We start from the raw sequence: 24947 nt of genomic DNA on the forward strand, positions 1-24947 counted from the left end.
AAACCACCAGCATATGTTAGCTCTTAGAATTTTAATCACCGAGGATGATAATGTTTCTGCTCTGCTCCTGAAAAAAGCCCTGGAAAAAAACAACCATGAAATAGTGGGAGTGGCTGCAACAGGTGAGGAAGCCCTGAATTTTTTGGATGATAGTGAAGTGGACTTGGTTATGATGGATATTAACCTTGGGGGGGATTTGGATGGCATCAAAACTACAGAAATCATCAATGAAAAATATGACATCCCGGTGGTTTACCTGACAGCAAGTTCTGATGAAGATACCCTCCAGAAAATTGCAGGTACTAATCCAAGTGCCTACGTCATTAAGCCTTTTAATATCAGGGAACTCAACATGATGATTGAGTTGGCCATATTTAAAGATAAAAAGGAAAAAGAGCTACAGAAACTAAACAATGAGCTTGAAGAAAAGGTGAAACAGCGTACAGCTGATCTCAACGAGGCCAATAAAGAATTGAAAAAAGCATTGGAAAAGGAAAGGGAAATCGGGGAGCTGAAATCCCGAATCGTTCAAAATGTTTCCCATGGATTTAAAACCCCGCTTACGTCCATTCTCAGTTCTGCCCAATTGTTGCAGATATATGCAGAAAAAGACCACCCTTTCAGGCAAAAAATAGCCAAACATTCCAAAAAGATTGAAAACTCTGTAAGGAGCTTAAATAATCTTTTGACTTCCGTTTTGTTTTTTGGAAAAGCAGATGCCAATAAAATTGATTATAAACCTGCGCGTTTTTTTACCACTCCCTTTTTTAATGAGTTGTTAGATGTGGTAAAAGCCAATAATGATAATGAAGTCACCATAACCACCGATTTTGTCAATGTTCCAAAATCCATAAAATCCGATGCAGAGCTACTCTACCAGGTTTTTGAAAATTTGCTTTCTAATGCATTAAAATATTCAAAAAAAAATGGTCATGTAGATTTCAAGGTGGAGATGAAAGAAAATACACTTTTTATCGAGATTAAGGATGATGGGATTGGCATTCCCAAAAAAGAACAAGATCAGTTGTTTGACCGTTTTTTTAGAGCAAAAAATGTTGGGATTACAGAGGGTTCCGGATTAGGACTTTCCATCGTGAAAAAATGCATGGATGTGATGCATGGGGAAATTGAAGTAGAAAGTGATTCAGGAAAGGGGTCCACTTTTAATTTGAAGATACCATTGGGATGATTTATACGGAAGGCCTATCATATAAATATCAGCATTCCGGGCAAATTAAGATTCCTGATATTTCTTTGGAGGCAGGAAGAGAATTGCTGGTATTGGGAAGGTCCGGGTCTGGGAAAACTACTTTACTGAATATTTTAGGGGGACTATTGAAGCCCCTGCAAGGTAAGGTGATAATAGACGGGGTGGATTTATATCAAATGAAAGGAGCCCGGCTTGATAAATTCAGGGGAGCCCATATAGGAATGGTATTTCAAAAGCCACATATCTTGCCCCCTTTGACAGTGGAGGAAAACCTGAAAATAGCACAATTTTTTGCAGGAAAAACAAATGGCAGGCAGCTCAAAATGATTCTTGAGGACCTGGGGATGACCTATAAAGCCAAATCCAAAGTTCAAAATCTAAGTGAAGGGGAAGCCCAAAGGTTATCCATAGCACGGGCTTTGGTAAACGGCCCGAAAGTAATCTTAGCCGATGAGCCTACAGCCAGTTTGGATGATTTTCATGCCGAAAAAGTTATTCGCTTATTAAAATTACAGGCCCATAAAATGAATTCTGCCCTGATCATTGTTACCCATGATCAGAGAATAAAACAACATATTTCTGATCAGATCATAATGGGAGGTGATTTATGAATATGTTGCAATTAAGCTGGAAATACCTTTTGGCTAAACCACTTAATACGGGCTTGAACATTTTACTTCTATCTTTAGGCCTTGCCATTATTACAGTGTTGATCCTGATCCAGGATCAACTGGAGTCCAAAATGAATAATGATGCCCAAGGCATCGACCTTGTAGTGGGTGCAAAAGGGAGTCCGCTGCAATTGATTCTATCCAGTGTTTATCATATAGATTTTCCGACCGGCAATATCAATTTGGAAGAGGCGGAAAGTATCACCAAAAACAGATTGGTAAAAAATGCTATCCCTCTTGGCCTGGGAGACAATTACCAGGGTTTTAGAATCGTAGGGACGAACCATGATTTCCTTTCCCTTTACGGGGTGGAGTTATCTCAGGGAGGTTTATGGGAGAAGCCCTTTGAGGTGGTTTTGGGAAGTGAGGTAGCCAAAAAATTAAATTTGCGTGTGGGAGACCGTTTTTTAGGATCCCATGGTATCAGTGTTGGCAGTCATGAACATGACCAATCTGAATATTTAGTGAAGGGGATTTTGCAACATTCCGGAAAAGTAGTGGACCGCTTAGTGTTGACCAGTTTGGAATCAGTTTGGTACACCCATGATGAAAAGCATGATTCTGATAAACTAGAAAGAAAAGTAGAAACCAAAGGATTTCCCCAAATTAGTCAGGATAGAGAAATCACTTCCTTACTAATTCAATTTCGCAGCCCTATGGCTGCAATAAGGTTGCCACGGTTTATCAACAGCAGAAGTTCATTACAAGCCGCCTCCCCATCCTTTGAAATGGCTAGGTTATTTGAATTATTGGGAATGGGAGTAACCCTAATAAAAGGATTGGCGATGGTAATAATATTTATTGCTGGCCTGGGCATTTTTATTGCATTGTACAATTCACTGAAGGAAAGGAAATATGATTTAGCAGTCATGCGAACAATGGGAGCATCCAAAGGACAACTTTTTTTTCATATAATTCTGGAGGGATTGATATTGACTGTTTTGGGGGCACTGACCGGAATAGGTTTGGGGCACTCTTTTCTGTATATTTTGGTTATAAACTTCCAACAAACGGCAATTAGTGGTTTATCTGCTACCTATTTTCTGAGTGAGGAATTATGGATTTTGCTATATGCGGTGTTGGTAGGTGTCCTTGCTTCATTGATTCCAGCTTTGAGTGTATACAAAGCGGATATTGCCAAGCAACTCACCTGACAAATCGAAATATACCATGAAAATAAATAAGACTTGTTTGCTTTTATTATTCTTACTATTGGCAATTTGTGCCAATGCACAAGAAAAGCAAAATATTTGGCGGGCACTATCCGAAGTTTCCTATGAAATTAGTGAGGATGATTATGGGGAGCTTTATTTGCCTGCATTTAGTGAAAAAATAAAAAAACTGGAAGGAAAAGAAGTGGCAGCCGAAGGTTACATCATTCCATTTGAAGGTATGTTCAAACCCCATCATATCATTCTTTCCTCTTTGCCCATTGCAGAATGTTATTTTTGTGGGTCGGGTGGACCGGAAACTGTAATGGAAGTTTATTTAAAAGAACCTATTGAATATACCTCCAAGCGGGTAAAGGTGAAAGGAACTTTAAAATTGAATGCGAAGGATCCTGAAAAATTGATGTACATTCTTCAGGAAGGCAAATTGGTTGACGATTGACCAACAACCTCATCTAAAAAATGAATCGAAAAGGAATTGGCTCCCCCTCAAAAAAAATACTGGAATTTCCCTTTTCGATATATAGTCTATCTCTGTTATTTCAACTACAATGGGGCCCCAAAAGCCCCGAAGATGGCTTTATTTTCCGTTTCATTTGGGGGTTAAATGTAATGATCTTAAGAAAATATTTATTTAAATTAAGGATCAATTTTGAAAATAATTTAAAACAAAAGATATGTTAAAGGTATTAAATGGTGCTTTGGTTTTTCTTCTTATTATTGGACTATTATCCTGTTCGTCAAATAGGGTTGATAATGAGGAATTAAAAGAGGAGGTCATAAGCATCCATGATGAAGTGATGCCCAAAATGGGGGAGCTGAAATCTCTCCAAAAGGAATTTTCCCAAAAAGCCCAGCAGCTTACTTTGGAGGATTCAGTTGCCCATAAAGAGGAGGTTAAAGAACTTAAAAATGTAGCGCAAGAATTGGAGCAGGCTTATGAGGGGATGTTTGAATGGATGCGTCAGTTTGAGGTGGATTTTCAGGATATGACTGAAGAGGAAGTTACCCAGTACCTCAATGAACAAAAAGAAAAGGTGAAACAGGTAAATAAATCTATTAAGGAAGCATTGGAGAAGGCTGAAAAACTAAAAAGTGAATAAGATGGTTTTTTATTGATTTAAATATTGATTGACCTTGTTGGCATCGATCAATATTTCTTTTTGCCCAAAAACATTATATATGTAGGTGGTGATTTCTGCAATTTCCAAATTTGTTAATTGAGGGTTGGCAGGCATTTGCTGGTTATATTCTATTCCATTGACCATTATTTTTCCAGAAATTCCATTTTTTAGGATTTGCACAGTTTTGCTAATGTCCTGCATCATATAATCGGAATTTTTTAATGGCGGAATAAGTTTGCCCAGCCCCTCGCCATTATCCTTATGACAATTGGCACAAAGCTGTTGGTAAAGGACTCTCCCCGCTATGGCATATTGTCTGGTCTTTATATCCTCAATATTATTTAAGGAAAATTCCTCCTTTTCATTTTTTGAGGACCCGCTGCAGCTCCCAGCAATAATCCCAATTAAAATAAGGGCTCCAAAACTAAATTTCATCATTTTTTTTATTGAGAATGAGTGGAATGTCCTGGATCAATTCGTTTACCTGGTCTTCTTTAGTCCCGTCATAAACTCCTCGGATATGTCCTTTTCGATCCACTAATACAAAAGCTCCACTATGAAGAAACCCACCAGGTTCATTTTGATCTTCCATTGCGGTAGTCATATAGCTGGTTTGGCCAATTTCAAAAATTTTTTCCTTATCACCAGTTAAAAAGTGCCAGGTGGAAGCATCCTGAATGCCCAGTCTTTGAGAATAATCTTTCAAAAGGGCGACAGTGTCATATGTTGGATCAATTGAGTGGCTTAAGATCTGAAAATCTGGATTATTTTTAAATTCCTCATATACCCTTAGCATTTGGCTTTTCATAATAGGGCAAATGGTGGGGCAGGAGGTGAAGAAAAAATCGGCAACATAGACTTTCCCTTCTACATCAGCATTGGTAATGGTATCTCCATCCTGGTTATAAAAAGAAAATGGGGCAATTTGGTGAAAAACAGTGTCCATAACCTTTTTACCATCTACCATTTTTTCTTCTGTATATTTATGGCCTAAGATGGGAAGTTCTTTGTTTTTTTCTTCTTTTGAGGTACAATTCCAAACCAGCAAAATGCTGGCAAGTATGGCCAATATAGAGAGGTTGTGTTTTAGCATTTGGTTTATTTTTATGTACAGCCCTTTGAGGTAATTAGTTCCTTTGTCTCCTTCTTTTGTATAACTTGATCCCAGCCATGAGCAATCCGCTCAAGACTAACAAGCCAACTATGCCCCAGACCATATCCAGGAGGTTTTTAAGTACGATCAGGAAGACAATTGCAAATAACAGCACCGTAGCCGCTTCATTCCAAATTCTGAGTTGGGTGGAGCTCCATTTTGACACCCCTTTTTGCAGCTGTTTAAAGATTTGGTGGCATTTAAAATGGTAAAGGTACAATAAAAAAACAAAGCCTAATTTGGCATGCATAAAGCCCAGTTCCAGATACCCCCAACGGTAGCTGAGGACCCAAAACCCAAAAATTAAAGTTAAAACTGCTGATGGCCAGGTGATGCCCAACCAGAGCCTTTTGGCCATTAAGTCCAATTGAGGTTTAAGGATTTTTTGTTCTTCCAGGGGTTTTTCCAGGGTCTCAGTTTGGTAAATGAAAAGCCTTACGATGTAAAATAACCCTGCAAACCAGGTGACAATAAAAATAATATGTAATGCTTTTAAGTATTCGAAGCCCATTTTCAAATTTTTCCTCTAAATTAATGGTTAAAGGGTAAACAACCTTGAAATTAAATGAAAACTAAATATTTGATATGGGGGCTGGGTACAATGGTGTTTTTTGTGATGATCTATATTGCTCAAACCACCTTTACTCAACCTGGAATTGCAGAACTTAGGTCTACTTTTACTGAAGTGGCCAAATACCGAAACCCTAACAATACCGGGCCAATTGTCAGATTGTATGCGGTGGCTACCACCAGAATTGCCCCTTGGGAAGAGATGAAAAGATATGGACAATTTATGCCCCATAACAAATATGGAAATACTAAAGTGTTTTTTTTCGATGGAGTATTACACACCCCTAAGGAAATAGGCCCTGAACCTCCCTATTTTGAAAAAGGATTTCAGGAGTATTGTATCGGAAAGTATGAAAAGACTGCCATGGGGAAAGAAAGCTTCAAAAAATACCCATTTAAAGGATTGTTGATCGATACTTTGGTCAGTGGTGGGCAAGCGAAACAAGGAAAAAGGCTAATAATAAATTGATTTGGACTATAAGCCAAAACGTCTAAAAGCAAAAGATTATGTGGATGGGGTGCTTTCGGGAAATCGCACCCTTTTAAGTAAGGCCATTACTTTGGTAGAAAGCAAATTGGAGGAGGACCAGAATTTGGCCAAGGAAGTGATGGCCAGCATTATGCCTTATTCTGGAAATTCTGTCCGCATAGGTGTTACCGGGATTCCGGGAGTAGGGAAAAGTACCTTTATTGAAAATTTTGGTAAAAATATTGTAGAAGAGGGTCATCGGTTAGCCGTATTGACCATTGATCCAAGTAGCGATAAATCTTCCGGAAGCATATTGGGGGATAAAACCCGTATGGAATCACTATCCAAATTACCTGAGGTTTATGTTAGGCCATCTCCGTCTTCCTTTTTTGCTGGGGGGGTAGGTGAAAAAACCAGAGAAGCTATTTTTTTATGTGAGGCTGCCGGATATGATGTGATTATTGTGGAAACAGTGGGAGTGGGGCAAGCTGAGGCTTTGGTTCGACAAATGGTGGACTTTTTTTTATTGTTATTGTTGCCTGGATCGGGGGACCAACTCCAGGGAATAAAAAAAGGAATTATCGAATTTGCAGATGGCTTGGTGATTACCAAAGCGGATGGGGATAACCTGATTAAATCTAAAATTGCCCTGCAAGAATTCAAACAAGTGGTTAATCTATTGTCCAACAGGGATAAGGGATGGAGGCCCCCTGTAAAAATATGTTCTTCCGTAACAAAAAAAGGGTTAAATGAAATTTGGGGTATGATTCTTGATTATGAAAAAAACAGAAAAATTAATGGGGCCTGGGAGGAAACCAGAAAAGACCAACAGGTGTATTGGGTTAAGGAACAAACTCGGGTCCTGATTGAAAAACGTTTTTTTAATAACCCTTGGATCAAAAAAAATATTGAGAAATATATGCCCTTATTGATTAATGGAAATGTTTTGCCAAGTGAAGTAGCAGAAAAATTATTGGAAGATTTTGTTGTTTATCTAAAAAAACAATCATGAAGGAGGGTTGTAAATCCATTAGGGGACTTTTTATGACGATGGTTTTGCTGGCATTTTTTGCCTGTGGGCAGGACGAAAATGTAGAGTTGAAAAAAATATCCCACCATATAAAAGAACTCAATAAGAAAAGCTGTATTGATGAGGATTGTGCTGAGGTAAAATTGTCTTTTCCAGTTTTTGAGGGAAAGCGGAATTTGGCAGACAAGATCAACCTTCACATTAAGCAGCAAATGATCATGTATTTGGGCTGGGGTGAAAGTGAGCTGGAGGTGGATTCTTTGCAATATGCCGTGAATAATTTTATAAAAAAATTTAAAAACATAAAGGAAGAATTTCCAGATTCGCATCAAAGTTGGTATGTGGATGCTCAGGGAGCAGTAACTTATAGCAATTCAAAATTCCTTTCACTTTCCATGCTCAGTGACAGCTATACAGGAGGGGCCCATTCCAATCAAATTATGTTATTTATGAACTTTGACTTGGATAGGGGAGTGCTGGTGAAAAAAGATGATATCATTTTGAATGAAACCAAATTATTGGCGAAAGCTAAAAATGCTTTTAGAAAATATCATGATGTTGATCCAGAAAAATCATTGGCTGAGGATGGGCGTTTTTTCCTAAAGGACGGGGAGTTCTTCCTTCCTGCAGCCATTGGTTATGAAGACAGTGAACTGGTGTTGTTTTACAATTCCTATGAAATAGCCCCGTATGCCATGGGGCAAACCGAATTGAGGATCCCTTTGGATCAATTGGAGGGAGTCGTGCTTCAGCCCTGAAAAATAAAAATTTTAGAATTGAAATCTTAGAAAGTAGACCATACCCAGGTTGTTTAAATCTTAAAAAAATCAGGAATATAAAATTCCACATTTTCCATTCCTGATTGAATATTCAATTTTAATTGGTTTTGGGTATTTCTATAATTCCCCTGTGTTGGAAAAAAAATGCTCGAATCCCTAATATCTGGTTGTTTAGCCTGTTTAATACGGGTAATGCATGTTTAAGAATAAAATGAATTGGATCAATAAGATCTCATTTTAAACTTTTTCTTTTGCTCATTGATGGCATTTCTGAAGGTAGTATCTGTTTCCATTAGATCGTTTACTGTTTGTACGGCATGGATTACAGTACTGTGGTCCCTTCCTCCAAAGTGGTATCCAATTGATTTGAGAGAATGGTTTGTAAACTCTTTGGAGAAATACATGGCAATTTGCCTTGCCATTACAATTTCTTTTTTCCTGGTCTTGGCTTTAAGATCATCCAGTTTGATGCCATAATAATCCGATACAGTTTTCTGGATAAAATCGATCCCCACCTCTGTTTCAATATCTTTAACGATATTTTTCATGATGCTTTTTGCCAAGCCCAAGTCTATTTCCACCCTGTTGAGGGAGGCATGGGCAATGAGGGAAATGAGTACACCCTCCAGCTCCCGGATGTTAGTGTCAACGGTATAAGCCAGGTATTCAATGACATCATCAGGAATATAAATTCCCTCGGTTTGCATTTTTCGCCTTATTATGGCCACCCTTGTTTCAAAATCAGGCATGTGAAGATCAGCCGTTAACCCCCATTTAAATCTGGAGAGTAATCGTTCCTCCAGCCCTTTTAAGTCCCTTGGGGGGCAATCGGAGGTCATGATGATCTGCTTTTTACTTTGATGCAAATGGTTGAAAATATGGAAAAACATTTCCTGGGTCCGGTCTTTTCCTGCCAAAAACTGGATGTCATCAATGATTAGAACATCCACTTGCATATAAAAATTGGTAAAGCTTTTTACATTTCCATCTTTGATGGAATCCATAAATTGATTGACAAATTTTTCTGAAGAAACATAAAGTACAAATTTGTCCTCAGGGCCATTTTTGATTTCATTTCCGATGGCCTGTACCAAGTGGGTTTTCCCTAGACCAACACCTCCATAAACCATTAAAGGGTTAAATGAAGTGATCCCGGGCTTGGTGGCAACTGCATATCCCGCAGATCTGGCCAAACGGTTACAATCCCCTTCTATGTAGGAACTGAAAGTGTAATTGGGATTAAGATGGGATTGTAGAAGGGCATCACCATGCAGGCTTTGCATATCAAAGGGGCTGCGGTTTTCCTGCTTTTGGAGTTTCTCATCATTTTTTTTCTTGGCTGCAGCATTGCCTTGGGGATAACTGACCACATAGGGTTGGTTTTGGGAGTTCCCCCGGTCCACCACTACAGCATATTCCAACTTGCCACTGGGGCCAAGAATATTTTTGATGGCCAGTTTCAAAACCTGGACATAATTATCCTCCAGCCATTCGTAAAAAAACTGACTGGGGACCTGTATGGTCAGGATAGGGCCTTCCAATCTCACCGGATTAATAGGTTTAAACCAGGTGGAAAAGCTCTGCTCATTTACGTGTGCTTCAATGACACGCAAACATTCATCCCATACTGCTTTTGCCTCTGAATTCATTTGAAACTGATTACAAGAAAGTAATGATTAAATACCCCCTCTTCATCTAGGAAGGGCAACAAAATTGGGGAAAATAAATCTAAATTAAAAATTAAAATTTACTTGCCTTAAGCGTTCTTTTGTGTATAAGTATTTTATGCATAGGAAATGTTGCAATTGATTTGGTTTTCAAAATTTTTTAAAGGTTTTTGTAGATTTTTAAAGAACAGTTTTGTTTCTCCTTGTTAAAGAACGGGGGGTATTATCAACAATAATAATTTAATTAATGGCCTTAAGAATCTAAGGCCTGTCAATATAAATTTTAATTTTTTTCTCACCAATTGATCATCGAATATATCAACATTAGTAAAATAAATTTTGTGGAAAATGGTGAAAACCCTCCTAGACTAATTAATCAATATTAACATTTGAAATTGATTTCCAGTAAACTAAGCCGTTTTATATTAACTGATAAAGGCTGGTTTTTATTTTCCAAAATCTTATTTTTGATAAAGGAGGGGTATAGGTTGAACATAAATTGGAACCGATGAATAAGTTGTTTGATAATTTTCCGCCCCAAAATAAAGGGATGTGGATGCAGGAAGTGCTCAAAGACCTGAAACAAGGAAGTTTTGAACATTTGATGATTTCCAGGCCCTGGGAAGGAATGTCTTTGTTTCCTTTTTATACAGCTGAAGATGCCGAGAAATGGAAATGGCTGATTTCTTATGAGAATATTGAAAATTATAATCTGCCTTTATCCTCGTCTTCCCCTAAGCAGTGGGCCAACATGGTCAAGGTGACCTGGCGTCCGGACGATACTTTTGAGGCTGAAGTAAAAAGGGTCTTGGAAGGAGGGGCTGACGGAATTATTTTGGAATTAAGTGGTGAAGAACCACCTGGTATAATTTTTAAAGGAGATTGGTGGAAGGGGCTTGTCCTTTGGATACACCCTTTAAACAATCCTGTTTCCATCCTACAGCAATTTTTTTCTGAAATCGATCAAAGAAAGATTGATAAAGGTACCATAGTAGGGGGCATTCTTTATAGTCCATTTAAAAACTTATTTGATAATCAAAAAGCGAAAAGTGCATTGGAAGGGGAGCTTTGGCAACTTCACCAAATGACAAAGGACTTTCAGTACTTTAAGGGGCTTTGTCTGGACTGGTGCATTTATTTGGAAGGCGGAGGAAACCCAGATCAGGAAATGAGGTATGGATTGGGGGAATTGGTGGAACTAATGGATATTTTAACCGAAAAGGGTTTTTCTCCCGAAGAGCTTTTTAAGAATTTAATTATAAAGGTGGCCGTCAGTGGTGATTTTTATATGGAGATTGCTAAACTAAAATCCATGCGGGTACTGGTCCATCAATTGGCGGGCCTTTATGAAGTAAAGGTTAACCCCAATGAATTTCCTTTTTTTGGATTTACCAGTAATTGGTCAAAATCCAAAGTGGAACCTTATACAAATATGATCAAAAATACTACCGAAAGTTTGGCTGCCCTATTGGGTGGATGTAATTTGATATGGGTACGGCCACATGAAATTGAAGGAGCTGAGCCAAGTAATTTTTCAAAAAGGATTGCCCGGAATATTTTAAACATATTGAAGGAGGAATGTTATTTGGATAAAGTATTAGACCCAACTGCTGGTTCCTATTATTTGGGCTTTCTGACCAATAAGTTGCGACAATTGGGTGAAGAAGGATTAAGGCAATTGGAAAAAGAAGGAGGATGGTGGGGAAATTATATGGACCTGAGGATTCAAAAGGACATTAAAACTTCCAGGATGGAAAAATGGGATGCCCTGATTAGTGGGGACCAAGTTCGAGTAGGAGAAAATAAATACAGGGCAAAAGAAAGTGGTTATTTATTGGCTAAAAAACCAAATAAAATTCAAGAAGAACCATTTCAAATAAAGCCTCTTTCTCCTGTTCTATTGTTTGAAATGACCAAAACAAGCTAACCATGAGACCAAACCTGGAAAAATTAACCCAAAATAACCTTTTCAGTCACAAACCTGGAAAGCCAGGTGAGTCTTGGTCTTCATTTGAGAAAATCAAGATCAAACCTTTTTATAGTAAAGAGGATGTGAAAAACATTTCCCATTTGAGCTATGTAGCAGGGTTGCCACCTTTTTTGAGGGGGCCCTATAGCACCATGTACCTAAACCGGACCTGGACGATCCGTCAATATGCTGGCTTTTCCAATGCCGAGGCTTCCAATGCTTTCTATAGGAAAAATCTGGAAGAAGGACAAAGAGGCCTTTCAGTGGCATTTGATCTAGCTACTCACCGGGGATTTGATTCCGATCATCCAAGGGTTCAAGGGGATGTTGGAAAGGCTGGGGTAGCAGTGGATTCCATTTTGGACATGAAGATTCTTTTTGATGGAATTCCCTTAGATAAGATGTCTGTTTCAATGACCATGAACGGGGCCGTTATTCCTATTATGGCATTTTATATTGTAGCTGCGGAGGAGCAGGGTGTGCCGGTATCTTCGCTCAAGGGAACTATTCAAAATGATATTTTGAAGGAGTTTATGGTAAGGAATACTTACATATATCCTCCCCAGGCCTCAATGCGCATCATCGGGGATATTTTTAAATATACTTCCCAAAATATGCCTGGGTTTCACTCTATTTCCATCTCGGGCTATCATATGCAGGAAGCTGGGGCCACTGCTGATTTAGAATTGGCTTATACCTTAGCAGATGGCTTGGAGTATGTGAGAACTGGATTAAGGGCTGGATTAGATATTGATGATTTTGCTCCCAGATTATCCTTTTTTTGGGGAGTGGGCATGAATCATTTTATGGAGATTGCTAAACTGAGGGCAGGTAGGCTACTTTGGGCAAGGATGATGAAGACTTTTAACCCTCAAAACCCGAAATCCATGAGCCTTAGGGCCCACTGTCAAACATCCGGTTGGTCACTGACTGAGCAAGATGTTTTTAACAATGTAGCAAGAACAACAATGGAGGCACTTGCAGCTGTTTTGGGGCACACGCAGTCTTTACATACCAATGCTTTTGATGAGGCCATAGCTTTGCCAACAGATTTTTCTGCCAGAGTTGCCAGAAATACACAGCTTTATTTAAAAGAAGAGACGGGTATTACCCGGGTAGTGGATCCCTGGGGAGGTTCCTATTATTTGGAATACCTGACAGACCAACTGGTGAAAAAAGCTGAAATATTGATCAAGGAAGTGGAAGAGCTCGGAGGTATGGCCAAAGCCATTGAGGCCGGACTTCCCAAAATGAGGATTGAAGAAGCTGCTGTCAGAAAACAAGCCAGGATTGATAGTGGAAAAGATGCGATTATTGGTGTAAACAAATACCCTTCCCATCCCGATCACGAATTTGATGTTTTGGAAGTGGATAATGAGCAGGTTATCAGGTCTCAAATGGCCAGATTGGACCAGCTAAAAACAGAAAGGAATGGGAAAGAAGTGGAGGACTCCTTGGATAAAATTACGGAAGCGGCAAAGACTGGGGAGGGGAATTTACTGGAATTGGCGGTTGATGCAGCCAGAAAAAGAGCTACATTAGGAGAAATATCCCTTGCCATGGAAAAGGAATTTGGAAGGCATAAAGCCACCATGAAATCTGTGTCTGGAAATTATGCCAGTGAAGCAAGTGACAACCTGGTTTTTCAGAAGGCCAAATCCCTGTCTGATAAATTTGCGGACCTGGAGGGACGCCGACCACGCATTTTGATTGCCAAAATGGGACAGGATGGACATGATAGAGGAGCCAAGGTAATTGCTACAGGACTGGCGGATATGGGGTTTGACGTGGATATTGGCCCACTTTTCCAAACTCCGTATGAAGTGGCCATGCAGGCAATAGAGAATGATGTCCATATTATTGGCGTTTCTAGCTTAGCTGGCGGGCATAAGACTTTGGTTTCCCAACTGATAAAGGAATTAAAGGATTTGAGCAGAGAGGATATCATGGTTGTCGTGGGAGGGGTTGTACCCCCAAGGGATATAAAATTCCTCAATCAGCTGGGGGTGGCTTTGGTATTTGGTCCTGGGACTGTATTGCCTAAGGCAGCTATTGAAATTTTAAATAAAATGATGGAAGAATAATATATTTTTATAAGCATGAAAGGGATTACACTTTTGTTTGATGAAAGCCTTGCAGAAGAAGTTGAAGATAAAATTGTTCCTTTATTTGGAGAATTACTAAAAGGGAAAATTCCATTTTCCCTAAATCTTGAAATTGCCCTGGAAGAAGATGATTTTTTGGTTACTTATTTGTCTGATGACCAATTGAAGGCCCTTTTTCCCAAGGTGATTGAAAACGAATGGCAGTTGGGCTTTCTTCCCCATCCCAAAATGACCCACGCCCGTCAAGGTTTTGGCGTAGGTTCCAGTATAGAAAAAGCGGCGGAGAATATTTTAAAAACTGATGAGGTCAAAAGGGTGGATGCCCTTATGGTTAATGGTAGGCCTGTTTTCAATACTGTGGTTATTGGGGAATCGCTAAGTGTGATGTATGGTAGTGCAGAATTGTCGGCGATTAAGCGGCTGTGGGGAAAGTTTAAAAGCTTTTTTAAAATGTTTAGGAGGATGCACTTGCACCCTTACAGTATCCTCATCCAAAAGGAAGGGAATAATGAAAATGGGGAGGGTAAAAAGGAGGAAAAGATTGAAACTGCCGCATTAGGAATGGTTGTGGTTGAGCATGGTAAGAGTTCCTTATTGTCCAGGCGGATATTGGAAGATTCATTTGTAAATGATGGGATGATGCATAATATTGTCCTTTCTCCTCATAGTGTTTTTGGCTTACTTGAATTTACAATAAAAAGCTTTTTTCGGTCGACCAAAAATTCCAAATTACCTCCTTTTGCTGCTCATATAAAAACCAAAAAACTAATTGTTCAAAGTCCGGAACCAATTAATTTGAGTGTGGACGGAGTATTTCAAAGCACCAAGGAAGTTGAACTGGAAGTTGTACCTAAAGTCTTGAAAATTGTCCCTGGAAGGTATTTGGATACCCAGGCGGAAGCGAACAATAAAGAGATATTCAAGACACAAATGTTGCCCAGAGGGGAGTTAAGGGATGAACTGTTATCCGGGCCTTTGCCCTATATTAACCATGCCACCACAGAGGAATTTAAGGACCTATTTACCGTACTCCGTGAGAACTCACAGCCTACTTCAAGTTACCTGGTTTTAATGGTGTTATCCACGGTTTTGGCCACCTTTGGTCTTTTTGCAAATTCCACACCTGTAATTATAGGTGCCATGATATTGGCTCCCTTGATGGCTCCCATCATTTCCTTAAGTATGGGTGTTTTGCGTCAAGACCAGCATTTGATCAAAAATAGCCTTCAATCCGTGGGGTTTGGTTTGTTGTTGGGATACCTGTTTGCTGTTTTTATTACCTGGTTGACTCCACTGAAGACTTTGAATAGTGAAATTGTGGCAAGGATAAGACCCAATTTGCTTGACCTTGGGGTGGCGGCTGCATCAGGGGTTGCCGGTGCTTATGCACATTCCAAAAAAGAAATAGCCAAGACTTTGGCAGGAGTAGCCATTGCTGTGGCCTTGGTGCCCCCACTTGCAGTTTCCGGAATTGGACTGGGGTGGTTGAATTGGCAGGTTTTTTCCGGGGCTTTACTTTTATTGGTAACGAACCTGGCGGGAATGGTTTTAGCAGCTTCCCTTACCTTTTTATTGTTGGGGTTCAGTCCATTTCACCTGGCCAAAAAAGGTTTGATGTGGTCCTTGGTTTTGGTTTTGGGAGTGAGTACTCCTTTGGCTTTTGGCTTTTCCAAAATGGTCCATGAAAACAAGATCATCCAACAATTGAGTGGATATCAACTTAATGAAAAGGTAACTATCAGAGAGGTGAATGTAAGGCAGCTCAGCCCTTTAAGGCTTGCAGTTACCTTAGTGGCAGACGGTCCTTTGGATGAAAAGGAATTGCTGAGGGTGAAGCGAAAAGTTGAAACCATGCTTGGAGAGGAGGTTGAACTGGAAATTACCACGGGGGTAAAAATGTAAAAAGTTGACCTGGAGTTCAGGTCAACTTTAGGAAATGTGGTGAATAAACCGATTAGTTCTCTTCTCCTCTCAGTTTGATAACTGCTCCTTCGAGCATGTCACTGATCCTGATTTGGCAGGCCAGCCGACTAGTGGGGAAAAGCTCGGGAAGGGTTTCTAATTGGTCTAGCTCTACATCTGATGCATCGCCCAAACCATCTTTTCCCTCCAGGACCTCCACATGGCAGGTAGCACATAGGGCCATTCCACCACAGGTGGCCAATACTGGATAATCGGAAGCTTTCAGGACTTCCATGAGACTTAAGCCCATATCGTCCGGGGCTTCTATCGATTGACGGTTTCCGTCAAGATCTTCAACTTCAAATGTTACCATGCCACAAAATTAATATTAAAATGCATTTACACCATTAACGGTGGTATATTTAAAGCTTAATTTTTGGTCAGGATAGACATATTTAAAGGCGCTGTGACACATCAAAGCAGCCTCATGGAATCCACAAAGGATAAGTTTCAGCTTATTCTCATAAGTATTGATGTCTCCTACTGCATAGATTCTGTCCACATTTGTGGAGTAATCAGTGGTGTCCACTTCAATGGCATTTTTGTCAATGTTCAACCCCCAATCTGCAATTGGGCCCAATTTCGGGCTTAATCCAAACAAAGGAATTAGGTAGTCAGCATCCACTATCAACTCTTCCTTGGCTTTATTTTTCATGGTTACACTTTGCAAGTGGCCATTTCCTGCAATAGATGTCAGGTTAGAGCTTAGGATCAAATCAATCTTGCCATTGTTGGCCAGGTCAAATACCTTGGCAGCTGAGTCAGGGGCTCCACGGAAGGTCTCGTTTCTGTGAACCAAAGTTACTTTTTCAGCAACATCGGCCAAGAAAATAGTCCAGTCCAGGGCAGAATCACCACCACCTGCCAAAACAACTTTTTTGTCTCTAAATTGTTCTGGGTCTTTTACCATGTAGGTAATACCTTTCCCTTCAAAATTTTCCAGGTTTTCAATGGCTGGTTTTCTAGGCTCAAAGCAACCCAACCCTCCGGCAATTACGATTACCTTGGCGTGAACTTTGGTTTTGTCGCTGGTGGTGATCACAAAAGAACCATCATCCTGCTTGGTGAGGTGATCAACTCGCTCCCCCAAAGTGTATGTGGGGTCGAATGGTTCAATTTGTTTTACCAGGTTATCCACCAATTCCTGAGCTTTTACTTCTGGGTAGCCTGGAATATCATAAATAGGTTTTTGTGGATATATTTCAGAGAGTTGTCCACCCACCTGCGGCAATGCGTCAATCAAATGACAACGCATTTTTAACAAGCCTGCTTCAAATACGGTAAATAATCCAACAGGTCCGGCTCCGATGATGCAAATGTCAGTAGTTATCATGGTGTATCTTTAAATATTTACTTTGCAATTTGATAAATGTGTCCTTGCTGCAAATATAATTAGTAGGACAACTAAATTCCTATTAATTTAAATTTATTCTAAATTACTGTAGGTTATTGTAGATGGTATTAAGTATCCTTTTAAATTCCTCAAAGTCATTTTTATCCAGCTTTTCCCAGGCTTTTTCCCTGATCAATGATACCTGAGGTTTTAATTGTATTACCTTTTCTTTTCCCTCCTGGGTCAATAGAATTTGAAAACTCCTCCGGTCTTCAGGGTGAGGAACCCGTTCAACATAGCCTTTTTTACATAATATGTCAATGATCCTTGTCAATGTTGGATGATCTTTAAACACCAACTGGGTCAAGTCTGTTTGACTTAATGCCTCATTTTCAGATAAATTTTTCAAAACTACCCATTGATCAACAGTGACGTCAAAGTCTCCATTTTTAAACTTTTGTTGGGCGTACTGTTTTACCCTCCTGGCAGTCCGGTCTAGTAAAAATGAGTATTGGCTGTATAATTCCTTTGTCATTGTATTAGTTAGTATGACAAATATAAAAGGAAAATAAGATTGATAAAAACAAATCCCTATAAAAAAGATAGGGTATATGTGTTTTTTGGGTAAAGCAAAGGCCTGTACCTGGTTTTGGGAAACAAACTTCCGTATTTTGTTTCAAAAAAATTCATACTAATCTTTTCTTTGGGGTAAACCTTTTAGTATTTCTATTAAGCTGGCGATTTGATCCTTGGAAAATAAGGTTTGATCCCCTTTTTGTAGCTTGAATTGAAGCGGTGTAGTCTTAATATAGATTGAATAATCTTGGGGGAGGGGGATGTTATTTTTTGAAAGGGCTTGTTTTAACCAGCTGGAATAGGGTTCCGGCCCAATAACATTGGGGTATTTCTTCACTTTTGTTGACCGGATCTTTCCCGAATTGGGGTCAAAAATTAGTTTTTGGTTGGGCAACAAGCGGTTGATTTCTCCGGAAAGGATCAGGTCCTCGGGACATCCGCAAATCAGGGGTTCTCCACATTGCATTAACCACAATTCATCAGCGCTGTCAATGGCAATGTCCAGGTCATGGGTGACGACCAAAATGGTTTTGTTCTGCTGCTGGGTAATTTCCCTTAACAAATGCATGATTTCATAGCGGTTGATCAAGTCCAGGTGGGCAGTGGGCTCATCCAGAATAATCAAATCCCCATCTTGTGCCAAAGCTCGGGCAATCATTACTTTTTGTAATTGGCCATCGCTGATTTCGGAAATTAAATAATCCCTCAAGTATAAGGTCTTGGTGGCTTCCATGGCTTGGGTGATGGCTTTTTTGTCCCCTGTGGTGAGGTCTCCCAACCAATTGGTAAAAGGGGTTCGTCCCAAACTAACCAATTGGCCAACGGTCAGATTACCTGCAGTAATTTTGTCGGTAAGGACAACGCTCATCTGCCGGGCCAAAGATTTGGCAGAATGCTCCTGAATGGGTTTCTCCCTAAATAAAACTTCTCCCGCTAGACAAGGGATCTGTCCCATAATGGACCGGATCAAAGTAGATTTTCCAACTCCATTAGGACCTAATAGACAGGTAAGCTTTCCCTTTTTCAAATCAAATGATAAAGGTCCGGCCACTTCAATGGTCTTATTGTTCTTTTTGTAACCAATAGAAATCCCTTTTCCCGTCAATATTGTTTTATTTTGGTCCATCAAAATTCCTTACTGAAGTTTCTTTTTAAAATTAACCAAATGACCAAAGGGGCCCCAAAGAGGGAGGTGATGACATTAATGGGTAAAGTTGAAGCGGCACCCGGCAATTGGCTGATACCATCACTGAACAGGAGAAAACCAGCCCCTATCAATGCCGAGGCAGGGAATAAAATCCGGTGATCCCCTGTTTGAAAAATCATTCTGGCAAGGTGGGGTACTGCAATACCAATAAATGCAATAGGCCCACAAAAAGCCGTGGCGCTTCCTGCCAAAACTCCGGTACTGAGGATCATAGCCCAACGAAGGGACTTTATATTTATCCCCATACTGGCGGCATATCTTTCTCCCAACAACATGGCATTGTAGGATTTGACCCTTAAAATTACCGGTAAAACCCCTATTAAGGTAATTAATGCCAGAATGGCCAATTGGTTATGGGTAATGCCACCAAGGCTCCCCATGGACCAAATGGTAAATAATTTTAATTCCTCTGCATCCCCAAAATAGGAAAGTACACTGACAATGGCCCCTGAGGCACTACCAAACATTAATCCTATGATCAAAAGGGTCATACTGTCCTTGATCTTCCAGGCAGTGAGGCTCATTAATAATAATACTAAAATTGCTCCTAAACTTCCGGAAATGATAATTCCCCAAACACCCCAGCTCATATAAGTCATCGTTCCCCCCAAACTCCAGCCAAAGGCACTGCTTCCTAATAATAAAATAGCCACCCCCAGGCCGGCACCTGAACTGATCCCTAATACATAGGGGCCTGCTAAAGGGTTTCTGAAAAAAGTTTGCATCTGAAGTCCGCTAAGAGATAGGGATATGCCGGCAAGTATCGCGGTGAGTGCTTTTGGAACCCTATATTCGAAAATAATGGTTTCCCAACTTGATTTGGTAAGTTGCCCCCCCAGTAAAGCTTCCAATATTTCCATGAGCGGGATGTACACAGACCCCATGCCCAGGTTGAATAAAAACAAAAGGATAAGGGATATTAAACCGGCAAGGATTTTTATTTTTTTGGTATGGGGTGCGAAAGTATTCAATTCGTCATTGGAGCTTTTGATAGAAATAGAGTTGGTAATTGGGCAAAAGGCTGGGGTGGAAGATCTTAATTAGGTCCTTTAAAATGAGGTCGGGTCGGGTGTATCCCAATTCGAAATATTCCATCCCCCCCGTTGGTCCTCTTTTGTTGGAAAAGGTAAAGACCTGGCCGTTTTGAAATGATTTAAATTGCGTGTATCTGCTGTCAGCTCTTGCCATTTCGTCTAAGGACTTGTATTCACCGGTGCTTAACAGGTATTCTGCATCCATGCCTTTATCCAGGACAAATTCATAATTGAGCTGAAGGCTGCCCTCACTTTTCATGTTTTTGAAAATATAATCCGTTCCGGCGTCTTTCAGGAATAAACCTCCCCAATTATTTCCTGCTGGGGCATACCAAATGTCTTTGTACATATTCCCACTGATAACTGTAGGTAATTGCTGAAAATCCGTTTGATTAACCTTTTCTTTTAATTGAAGGTAATTGGATTTGATATCATTAAAAACTTGCAGGGATTTTTCAAGTTTACCGGTCAGAGCACCGGTAAATTTGATCCACTCTGCACGTCCCAAAGGATGTTTTTCCACATACTCTCCGTTAATGACTGCGGGTATTTTTGCTTTTTGGAGTATTTGAAGATCTTTGAGATTATCCCCTAAAGTAGAAACAACAACCAAATCAGGGGTCAACTCAAGGATTTTTTCAATATTGAATCTTGCACCCCCACCCAGTTCCATGACTTTTCCTTCATCAATTCTTTTCCGGACATTTGGGGAAGAAATTAAATCCGTATTGGGAAAAGCGATCAATTTTTCATTGATGCCCAGCAAGTCCAAATGGGGCACCTGAGTAGTGGAAGTGAGAATCACCTTTTCTACCTTTGGTTGGATGATTCCATCAAAATTTCCTTCGGGTAATTCCGGTTTTGAATCTTCAATAACTAAATACCGGAATGCCTGATGGTCCCCAGGAAAGCCCTGTGAAACTTCAACGATTTTATATCCGTCGCCCTGAAAAATTTGAAAGCCCTCGGCAAAATCCAAAACCAATGGTTCCAGGGATAAGGATTCTTTTTTGTCGGATGGTGATGAACATGCCCAAAAAAAGAATAAGAGGGTGCTTAAAAATATAAATCTTTTCATTTGTAAATTTTTCAATCAATGATTGTCTGCCCAATAATAAAGGACTAATGGCTGTTGTTTAAATGCAAAAATAGGGGAAGCCCTTGTTAATTTACAATTAACTAACTTAATAATCGGAAAAATTCAGGGGGATTCCCGTTGTTTAGGGTAAGGGGGGCAGGAATAATGATACGGAAAGGGAGGGGGTAGGTAGCAATTTCCTTTTTTAAAGTAGGGTGATCGATGAAGCATGAAAAATACACCCGTTAAAAAAATCAAAATATTAAAACAGGTGTAAAATCATACTTGAACGATATGGCTTTGAGATTGAATTAAAGATTAAGTTTATTCTTCATATTTACCTCAAAGTTCTCAAACAAGTGGATGTAGTATTTCATGATATTATCTCTCATTTCATGTTGGACATCTTCGGTATAAATGGAAGTTGCTTTTATTCTACCGATGATCATGTCTAACCAGCCTTTGCCATCATCTATTATCTCTTCATCAAAAGCATCAATGGTAACATCCCTTGATCCTGAATAAGGAGGCCGGCCTTGTTGGCGGAAGTACTCCGTCATAGTTTTTAAGGCTAGTTCATGGGTGAGTTCAAATGAACGGATCAGGTGTTGTTCCCGGTGAGGATCGATTCCTCTTAGGTTAATTTCTTCTATAACTTCCTGTAATTCGACAAAAGAAGATTGGAAGTCCTCAAAGCATTTTTCTGAAGTGATGGGTGCGGTTTTCATAGCAATATCATTTATTTAAAAATACAAATTATATAAATAAAAGAAAGTACCGGAAGCCTTTTCGGTACTTTCTTTTTACCATTTCCTATGGATGAGAAAGGCTTACCTGATACTATAGGTTTGCATAAATGGTTGGCCTTTAGGGGTTAAGCCCTCGATGAGCAACCTGCCACTATATTCTTCCAAAAATGGACCAATTTCCTTTGGATCCCGTGCGGGTTCACCATTGATTTTGGTAAGGACAAAACCATTGCCAAGGCCCAGTTCCCTCAGATACCCCCTGGTCATCCCCGAAATTTTTATTCCATAATTGATGTCCAACCGGTCCTTTTCAACGGTATTGACCGCCTCAAGTTTTGCTCCCAAAATATTGGAACTATAAAATTCCCTTTTGATCACTCCGGTGCCTCCTTCCAAATTTTGAAGGGTAAGTTGGGCATTTTTTTCATTCCCCTCCCTTTGGTAAGTGACTGTTATTCTGTCACCAGGATAATAGTAGGATATTGCTTCTTCAAAACTTCCCTTTCCGGTTATTTTAGCCCCATCGATACTGGTGATGACATCATTTCTATGAATGCCGGCTTTTGCTGCCGCACCATCCCTGATTACGTGGGTAACAATAACCCCATCCAATGATTCCAAATCCATTTCTTCTGCCAATTCCGGGGTGATTTCTACAGCATCAATTCCCGGAATGGCCTTTTGGACCTCTCCATATTGGATTAAATCATTGGCTACCTTCGAAGCTATGTCTACGGGCACAGCGAATCCATAACCTGTATAGGAACCTGTCCTGGAAAGAATGGCTGTGTTAATTCCTACCAATTCCCCATGAATATTGACCAATGCACCTCCCGAATTTCCAGGGTTAATTGCTGCATCGGTTTGGATAAAAGATTCAAGTGGGAAATCTCCTCCGAGAATATTGATTTGTCTTTCCTTGGCAGAAACGATACCCGCAGTGACGGTGGAAGTAAGGTTAAATGGGTTGCCTACGGCCATGACCCATTCTCCTATTTTTAGGTCCCTACTGCTTCCCCTTTGAATTTCAGGGAGCCCTTTGGCATCTATTTTCAATACTGCAATATCAGTATTGGCGTCAGTGCCAACCAATTTTGCCTTGAAAGTCCTTTTATGATGGACTACCTCTATGGTTTCCGCCCTGTCAACCACATGGTTGTTGGTAATGATATAACCATCTTCACTGAAAATCACCCCAGAGCCGGTGCTTACCCTTTGTGGGGATCCGCCTTGCGGGCCAAAGAAAAAGTCAAACATACTGTACCTGCGGTAATCGGTCCCTGAAAAATTCTTGATAAAAACGACCGACTCTTTACTTTTTTCCGAGGCCTCCACAAAAGATATGGGAGGATTGGTTTGAATATTATTGCCAGTTGCTGGTCTGGAGAAATTTACCTGCTGAGGCTGGGGAATTTCGGTGTTATGCATTGGAGATTCATTTTGAGGATCCTCTCCATTTACCAACTCGAAAGTTCCGGCTCCCATGAGTCCTGCAAAAAAGGCCAGCCCAAATGTTATGAAGCTTTTTTTCATGAGATTTTTGATTTTATTGTCCAATTTACGATCAAACTCTTACTAAGGTATACCGTTTAACAATTTTTAATATGTTTTGTGCAATCCAGCTTTCATTACCCTTTTGAATGAATTTTTTCATGGGTTTATCTTATTTTTAAAACGACTTTTTCACCCAAAATAGGGATTAATCTTAAGTGATTTTTTTAACTAAAGTTACAGGTACGTGGATTTTATTTATTGATCAATAGGATAATTATCCGATTTCCAAGATGATGCCAAAACTGAGGGGGGTGAAAAAGAGGCAAAAATTCCAAGGAAAAGTCTATTAACCTTGTAAATTTGTCAGCTTATTAGAATAGCTTTGGAAGAGAACCGGTTTGATTATGGCCGGTTGAGTGAAAATAGACTTACATGTCAGAAAAAAAGAAAGTAGCCCTTTTAGGTTCTACCGGAAGTATAGGGACACAAGCATTGGAGGTGATCAGGGGCCATGCAGATCGGTTTGAAGTGGAAGTGCTGACAGCCCAAAATAATGTAGATCTCCTTGTTCAGCAAGCTTTGGAGTTTAAGCCCAATGCTGTTGTAATTGTCAATGAAACCCATTACCCGAAAGTAAAAGAGGCTTTAGATCCTCACTTTATCAAGGTGTTTGCAGGTGAAAATTCCCTGGCCCAAGTGGTAGAAATGGATTCCATAGATGTGGTTTTGACAGCTTTGGTGGGATACTCAGGATTATTGCCGACGATCAAAGCCATTGAAGCAGGCAAACAAATTGCCCTTGCTAACAAAGAAACACTTGTAGTGGCCGGTGAATTAATTACAAAGCTGGCTAGGGAAAAAGGGGTAAATATTTATCCGATAGATTCAGAACATTCTGCTATTTTTCAATGTCTGGTAGGTGAATTTCATAACCCTATTGAGAAATTGATTCTTACTGCTTCTGGCGGGCCATTTAGAGGGAAGGATAAACAATTTTTAAGTACTGTAACCAAGGAGCAGGCACTGAAACATCCCAATTGGGACATGGGGGCAAAAATTACCATTGATTCCGCTTCAATGATGAATAAAGGTTTGGAAGTTATTGAAGCCAAATGGTTGTTTGGGGTAGACCCAAAACAAATTGAAGTGGTGGTCCATCCCCAATCCATTGTCCATTCTTTGGTCCAATTTGAAGATGGAAGTATAAAAGCACAACTTGGATTGCCTGACATGCGTATTCCTATTCAGTTTGCTTTATCTTATCCGGACAGGTTTGTTTCAGATTTTCCCAGGTTTGATTTTATGAAATATCCTTCCCTGGGATTTGAAGCTCCAGATGGGGATACATTCAGGAACTTATCACTTGCCTTTGAGGCTTTAGAAAAAGGAGGCAATGCTCCATGCATCTTAAATGCTAGCAACGAAGTGGTTGTGGCCGCATTTTTGTGCGGAGAGGTAGGCTTCCTTGAAATGTCAGATATAATAGGCCATACCTTGCAAACCGTGGACTTTATTGCTCATCCCAGCTTGGAAGATTATGTGGAGACTGACAAAAAGGCAAGAGAAAAAACAAAAGAATTAATTAAGCATTAAATAAA

The 24947-nt window shown here is 39.9% G+C and carries 24 protein-coding genes; 12 read left to right on the forward strand and 12 right to left on the reverse strand.

Features of this window, described 5'->3' with window-relative positions; all coding sequences use genetic code 11:
• Positions 1–13 precede the first annotated feature (13 nt).
• The 5 genes from QWY93_RS11620 (at position 14) to QWY93_RS11640 (ending at position 4153) form a co-directional block, all read left to right on the forward strand.
• Positions 14–1189, forward strand: a complete 1176-nt coding sequence (locus QWY93_RS11620) for a hybrid sensor histidine kinase/response regulator (RefSeq protein WP_290248422.1) — start codon at positions 14–16, stop codon at positions 1187–1189.
• Entirely contained in the window at positions 1186–1821 is a 636-nt protein-coding gene (locus QWY93_RS11625) for an ABC transporter ATP-binding protein (protein WP_290248423.1), read from the forward strand. The genes QWY93_RS11620 and QWY93_RS11625 overlap by 4 nt, the downstream gene beginning before the upstream one ends.
• Positions 1818–3035 carry an ABC transporter permease gene (locus QWY93_RS11630; protein ID WP_290248424.1) on the forward strand — a complete coding sequence of 406 codons (1218 nt, stop codon included), beginning with the start codon at positions 1818–1820 and terminating at the stop codon, positions 3033–3035. Before QWY93_RS11625 ends, QWY93_RS11630 begins: the two co-directional genes overlap by 4 nt.
• Positions 3036–3051: 16 nt before the next feature.
• Entirely contained in the window at positions 3052–3492 is a 441-nt protein-coding gene (locus QWY93_RS11635; RefSeq protein WP_290248425.1) for a hypothetical protein, read from the forward strand.
• A 235-nt stretch (positions 3493–3727) separates the two neighbouring features.
• Entirely contained in the window at positions 3728–4153 is a 426-nt protein-coding gene (locus tag QWY93_RS11640) for a hypothetical protein (protein WP_290248426.1), read from the forward strand.
• 9 nt (positions 4154–4162) lie between these two features.
• On the opposite strand, the gene QWY93_RS11645 is transcribed toward QWY93_RS11640, so the two are convergent.
• Genes QWY93_RS11645 through QWY93_RS11655 form a run of 3 tightly spaced genes read right to left on the reverse strand, consistent with a single transcriptional unit; the run spans position 4163 to position 5838 of the window.
• Positions 4163–4612 carry a c-type cytochrome gene (locus tag QWY93_RS11645; protein ID WP_353959636.1) on the reverse strand — a complete coding sequence of 150 codons (450 nt, stop codon included), beginning with the start codon at positions 4610–4612 and terminating at the stop codon, positions 4163–4165.
• Positions 4599–5267, reverse strand: a complete 669-nt coding sequence (locus QWY93_RS11650; RefSeq protein ID WP_290248427.1) for an SCO family protein — start codon at positions 5265–5267, stop codon at positions 4599–4601. The genes QWY93_RS11645 and QWY93_RS11650 overlap by 14 nt, the downstream gene beginning before the upstream one ends.
• A 34-nt stretch (positions 5268–5301) precedes the next feature.
• Positions 5302–5838, reverse strand: coding sequence for a CopD family protein (locus tag QWY93_RS11655; protein WP_290248428.1), 537 nt, complete (start codon positions 5836–5838; stop codon positions 5302–5304).
• Between the two features lie 54 nt (positions 5839–5892).
• Between QWY93_RS11655 and QWY93_RS11660 the strand changes: the two genes are divergently transcribed.
• The 3 genes from QWY93_RS11660 to QWY93_RS11670 are packed head-to-tail and all read left to right on the forward strand — an operon-like array spanning position 5893 to position 8154.
• Positions 5893–6366 carry a hypothetical protein gene (locus tag QWY93_RS11660; RefSeq protein ID WP_290248429.1) on the forward strand — a complete coding sequence of 158 codons (474 nt, stop codon included), beginning with the start codon at positions 5893–5895 and terminating at the stop codon, positions 6364–6366.
• Between the two features lies 1 nt (position 6367).
• Positions 6368–7378 carry a methylmalonyl Co-A mutase-associated GTPase MeaB gene (gene meaB, locus QWY93_RS11665; RefSeq protein ID WP_290248430.1) on the forward strand — a complete coding sequence of 337 codons (1011 nt, stop codon included), beginning with the start codon at positions 6368–6370 and terminating at the stop codon, positions 7376–7378.
• Positions 7375–8154 carry a DUF3298 and DUF4163 domain-containing protein gene (locus QWY93_RS11670; RefSeq protein ID WP_290248431.1) on the forward strand — a complete coding sequence of 260 codons (780 nt, stop codon included), beginning with the start codon at positions 7375–7377 and terminating at the stop codon, positions 8152–8154. Before meaB ends, QWY93_RS11670 begins: the two co-directional genes overlap by 4 nt.
• A 242-nt stretch (positions 8155–8396) precedes the next feature.
• On the opposite strand, the gene dnaA is transcribed toward QWY93_RS11670, so the two are convergent.
• Positions 8397–9824 (reverse strand): chromosomal replication initiator protein DnaA, encoded by a 1428-nt coding sequence (gene dnaA / locus QWY93_RS11675; protein WP_290248432.1) that lies wholly within the window; start codon positions 9822–9824, stop codon positions 8397–8399.
• Positions 9825–10350: 526 nt separating this feature from the next.
• On the opposite strand from dnaA, the gene QWY93_RS11680 reads away from it, so the two are divergent.
• Genes QWY93_RS11680 through QWY93_RS11690 form a run of 3 tightly spaced genes read left to right on the forward strand, consistent with a single transcriptional unit; the run spans position 10351 to position 15818 of the window.
• Positions 10351–11769: a methylmalonyl-CoA mutase family protein gene (locus QWY93_RS11680; RefSeq protein WP_290248434.1), complete on the forward strand. Its 1419-nt coding sequence runs from the start codon at positions 10351–10353 to the stop codon at positions 11767–11769.
• A 2-nt stretch (positions 11770–11771) separates the two neighbouring features.
• Complete coding sequence (gene scpA / locus QWY93_RS11685; RefSeq protein WP_290248435.1) at positions 11772–13895, forward strand: methylmalonyl-CoA mutase; 2124 nt, start codon at positions 11772–11774, stop codon at positions 13893–13895.
• A 15-nt stretch (positions 13896–13910) separates the two neighbouring features.
• Complete coding sequence (locus tag QWY93_RS11690; protein WP_290248436.1) at positions 13911–15818, forward strand: DUF389 domain-containing protein; 1908 nt, start codon at positions 13911–13913, stop codon at positions 15816–15818.
• Between the two features lie 52 nt (positions 15819–15870).
• On the opposite strand, the gene QWY93_RS11695 is transcribed toward QWY93_RS11690, so the two are convergent.
• The 8 genes from QWY93_RS11695 to QWY93_RS11730 form a co-directional block, all read right to left on the reverse strand.
• The gene (locus QWY93_RS11695) at positions 15871–16191 is read right to left on the reverse strand and encodes a 2Fe-2S iron-sulfur cluster-binding protein (protein ID WP_290248437.1); all 321 of its coding nucleotides are present in this window, start codon (positions 16189–16191) and stop codon (positions 15871–15873) included.
• 15 nt (positions 16192–16206) lie between these two features.
• A complete protein-coding gene (locus QWY93_RS11700; RefSeq protein WP_290248438.1) occupies positions 16207–17211 on the reverse strand; it encodes an NAD(P)/FAD-dependent oxidoreductase in 1005 nt (334 codons plus the stop codon).
• A gap of 103 nt (positions 17212–17314) precedes the next feature.
• On the reverse strand, positions 17315–17746 hold the full coding sequence (locus QWY93_RS11705) for a MarR family winged helix-turn-helix transcriptional regulator (protein WP_290248439.1): 432 nt from the start codon (positions 17744–17746) through the stop codon (positions 17315–17317).
• A gap of 156 nt (positions 17747–17902) precedes the next feature.
• On the reverse strand, positions 17903–18913 hold the full coding sequence (locus tag QWY93_RS11710; protein WP_290248440.1) for an ABC transporter ATP-binding protein: 1011 nt from the start codon (positions 18911–18913) through the stop codon (positions 17903–17905).
• A complete protein-coding gene (locus tag QWY93_RS11715; protein WP_290248441.1) occupies positions 18913–19965 on the reverse strand; it encodes an iron chelate uptake ABC transporter family permease subunit in 1053 nt (350 codons plus the stop codon). The genes QWY93_RS11710 and QWY93_RS11715 overlap by 1 nt, the downstream gene beginning before the upstream one ends.
• Before the next feature lie 4 nt (positions 19966–19969).
• Positions 19970–21106 carry an ABC transporter substrate-binding protein gene (locus QWY93_RS11720; RefSeq protein WP_290248443.1) on the reverse strand — a complete coding sequence of 379 codons (1137 nt, stop codon included), beginning with the start codon at positions 21104–21106 and terminating at the stop codon, positions 19970–19972.
• Positions 21107–21417: 311 nt separating this feature from the next.
• Positions 21418–21834 (reverse strand): HI0074 family nucleotidyltransferase substrate-binding subunit, encoded by a 417-nt coding sequence (locus QWY93_RS11725; RefSeq protein WP_290248444.1) that lies wholly within the window; start codon positions 21832–21834, stop codon positions 21418–21420.
• A gap of 102 nt (positions 21835–21936) precedes the next feature.
• Positions 21937–23388, reverse strand: coding sequence for a S1C family serine protease (locus QWY93_RS11730; protein ID WP_290248446.1), 1452 nt, complete (start codon positions 23386–23388; stop codon positions 21937–21939).
• Positions 23389–23781: 393 nt separating this feature from the next.
• Here QWY93_RS11730 and QWY93_RS11735 point away from each other — a divergent pair, with 393 nt between their 5' ends.
• Positions 23782–24942 (forward strand): 1-deoxy-D-xylulose-5-phosphate reductoisomerase, encoded by a 1161-nt coding sequence (locus tag QWY93_RS11735; RefSeq protein WP_290248448.1) that lies wholly within the window; start codon positions 23782–23784, stop codon positions 24940–24942.
• Positions 24943–24947 lie beyond the last annotated feature (5 nt).

The organism is Echinicola jeungdonensis (genome assembly GCF_030409905.1).
Lineage (GTDB): Bacteria > Bacteroidota > Bacteroidia > Cytophagales > Cyclobacteriaceae > Echinicola > Echinicola jeungdonensis.

What these genes read in the sequence shown, in the direction of transcription:
- QWY93_RS11620 (WP_290248422.1), top strand. Translation starts at nt 14, where the DNA reads ATGTTAGCTCTTAGAATTTTAATCACCGAGGATGATAATGTTTCTGCT.
- QWY93_RS11625 (WP_290248423.1), top strand. Translation starts at nt 1,186, where the DNA reads ATGATTTATACGGAAGGCCTATCATATAAATATCAGCATTCCGGGCAA.
- QWY93_RS11630 (WP_290248424.1), top strand. Translation starts at nt 1,818, where the DNA reads ATGAATATGTTGCAATTAAGCTGGAAATACCTTTTGGCTAAACCACTT.
- QWY93_RS11635 (WP_290248425.1), top strand. Translation starts at nt 3,052, where the DNA reads ATGAAAATAAATAAGACTTGTTTGCTTTTATTATTCTTACTATTGGCA.
- QWY93_RS11640 (WP_290248426.1), top strand. Translation starts at nt 3,728, where the DNA reads ATGTTAAAGGTATTAAATGGTGCTTTGGTTTTTCTTCTTATTATTGGA.
- QWY93_RS11645 (WP_353959636.1), bottom strand. Translation starts at nt 4,612, where the DNA reads ATGATGAAATTTAGTTTTGGAGCCCTTATTTTAATTGGGATTATTGCT.
- QWY93_RS11650 (WP_290248427.1), bottom strand. Translation starts at nt 5,267, where the DNA reads ATGCTAAAACACAACCTCTCTATATTGGCCATACTTGCCAGCATTTTG.
- QWY93_RS11655 (WP_290248428.1), bottom strand. Translation starts at nt 5,838, where the DNA reads ATGGGCTTCGAATACTTAAAAGCATTACATATTATTTTTATTGTCACC.
- QWY93_RS11660 (WP_290248429.1), top strand. Translation starts at nt 5,893, where the DNA reads ATGAAAACTAAATATTTGATATGGGGGCTGGGTACAATGGTGTTTTTT.
- QWY93_RS11670 (WP_290248431.1), top strand. Translation starts at nt 7,375, where the DNA reads ATGAAGGAGGGTTGTAAATCCATTAGGGGACTTTTTATGACGATGGTT.
- dnaA (WP_290248432.1), bottom strand. Translation starts at nt 9,824, where the DNA reads ATGAATTCAGAGGCAAAAGCAGTATGGGATGAATGTTTGCGTGTCATT.
- QWY93_RS11680 (WP_290248434.1), top strand. Translation starts at nt 10,351, where the DNA reads ATGAATAAGTTGTTTGATAATTTTCCGCCCCAAAATAAAGGGATGTGG.
- scpA (WP_290248435.1), top strand. Translation starts at nt 11,772, where the DNA reads ATGAGACCAAACCTGGAAAAATTAACCCAAAATAACCTTTTCAGTCAC.
- QWY93_RS11690 (WP_290248436.1), top strand. Translation starts at nt 13,911, where the DNA reads ATGAAAGGGATTACACTTTTGTTTGATGAAAGCCTTGCAGAAGAAGTT.
- QWY93_RS11695 (WP_290248437.1), bottom strand. Translation starts at nt 16,191, where the DNA reads ATGGTAACATTTGAAGTTGAAGATCTTGACGGAAACCGTCAATCGATA.
- QWY93_RS11700 (WP_290248438.1), bottom strand. Translation starts at nt 17,211, where the DNA reads ATGATAACTACTGACATTTGCATCATCGGAGCCGGACCTGTTGGATTA.
- QWY93_RS11705 (WP_290248439.1), bottom strand. Translation starts at nt 17,746, where the DNA reads ATGACAAAGGAATTATACAGCCAATACTCATTTTTACTAGACCGGACT.
- QWY93_RS11710 (WP_290248440.1), bottom strand. Translation starts at nt 18,913, where the DNA reads ATGGACCAAAATAAAACAATATTGACGGGAAAAGGGATTTCTATTGGT.
- QWY93_RS11720 (WP_290248443.1), bottom strand. Translation starts at nt 21,106, where the DNA reads ATGAAAAGATTTATATTTTTAAGCACCCTCTTATTCTTTTTTTGGGCA.
- QWY93_RS11725 (WP_290248444.1), bottom strand. Translation starts at nt 21,834, where the DNA reads ATGAAAACCGCACCCATCACTTCAGAAAAATGCTTTGAGGACTTCCAA.
- QWY93_RS11730 (WP_290248446.1), bottom strand. Translation starts at nt 23,388, where the DNA reads ATGAAAAAAAGCTTCATAACATTTGGGCTGGCCTTTTTTGCAGGACTC.
- QWY93_RS11735 (WP_290248448.1), top strand. Translation starts at nt 23,782, where the DNA reads ATGTCAGAAAAAAAGAAAGTAGCCCTTTTAGGTTCTACCGGAAGTATA.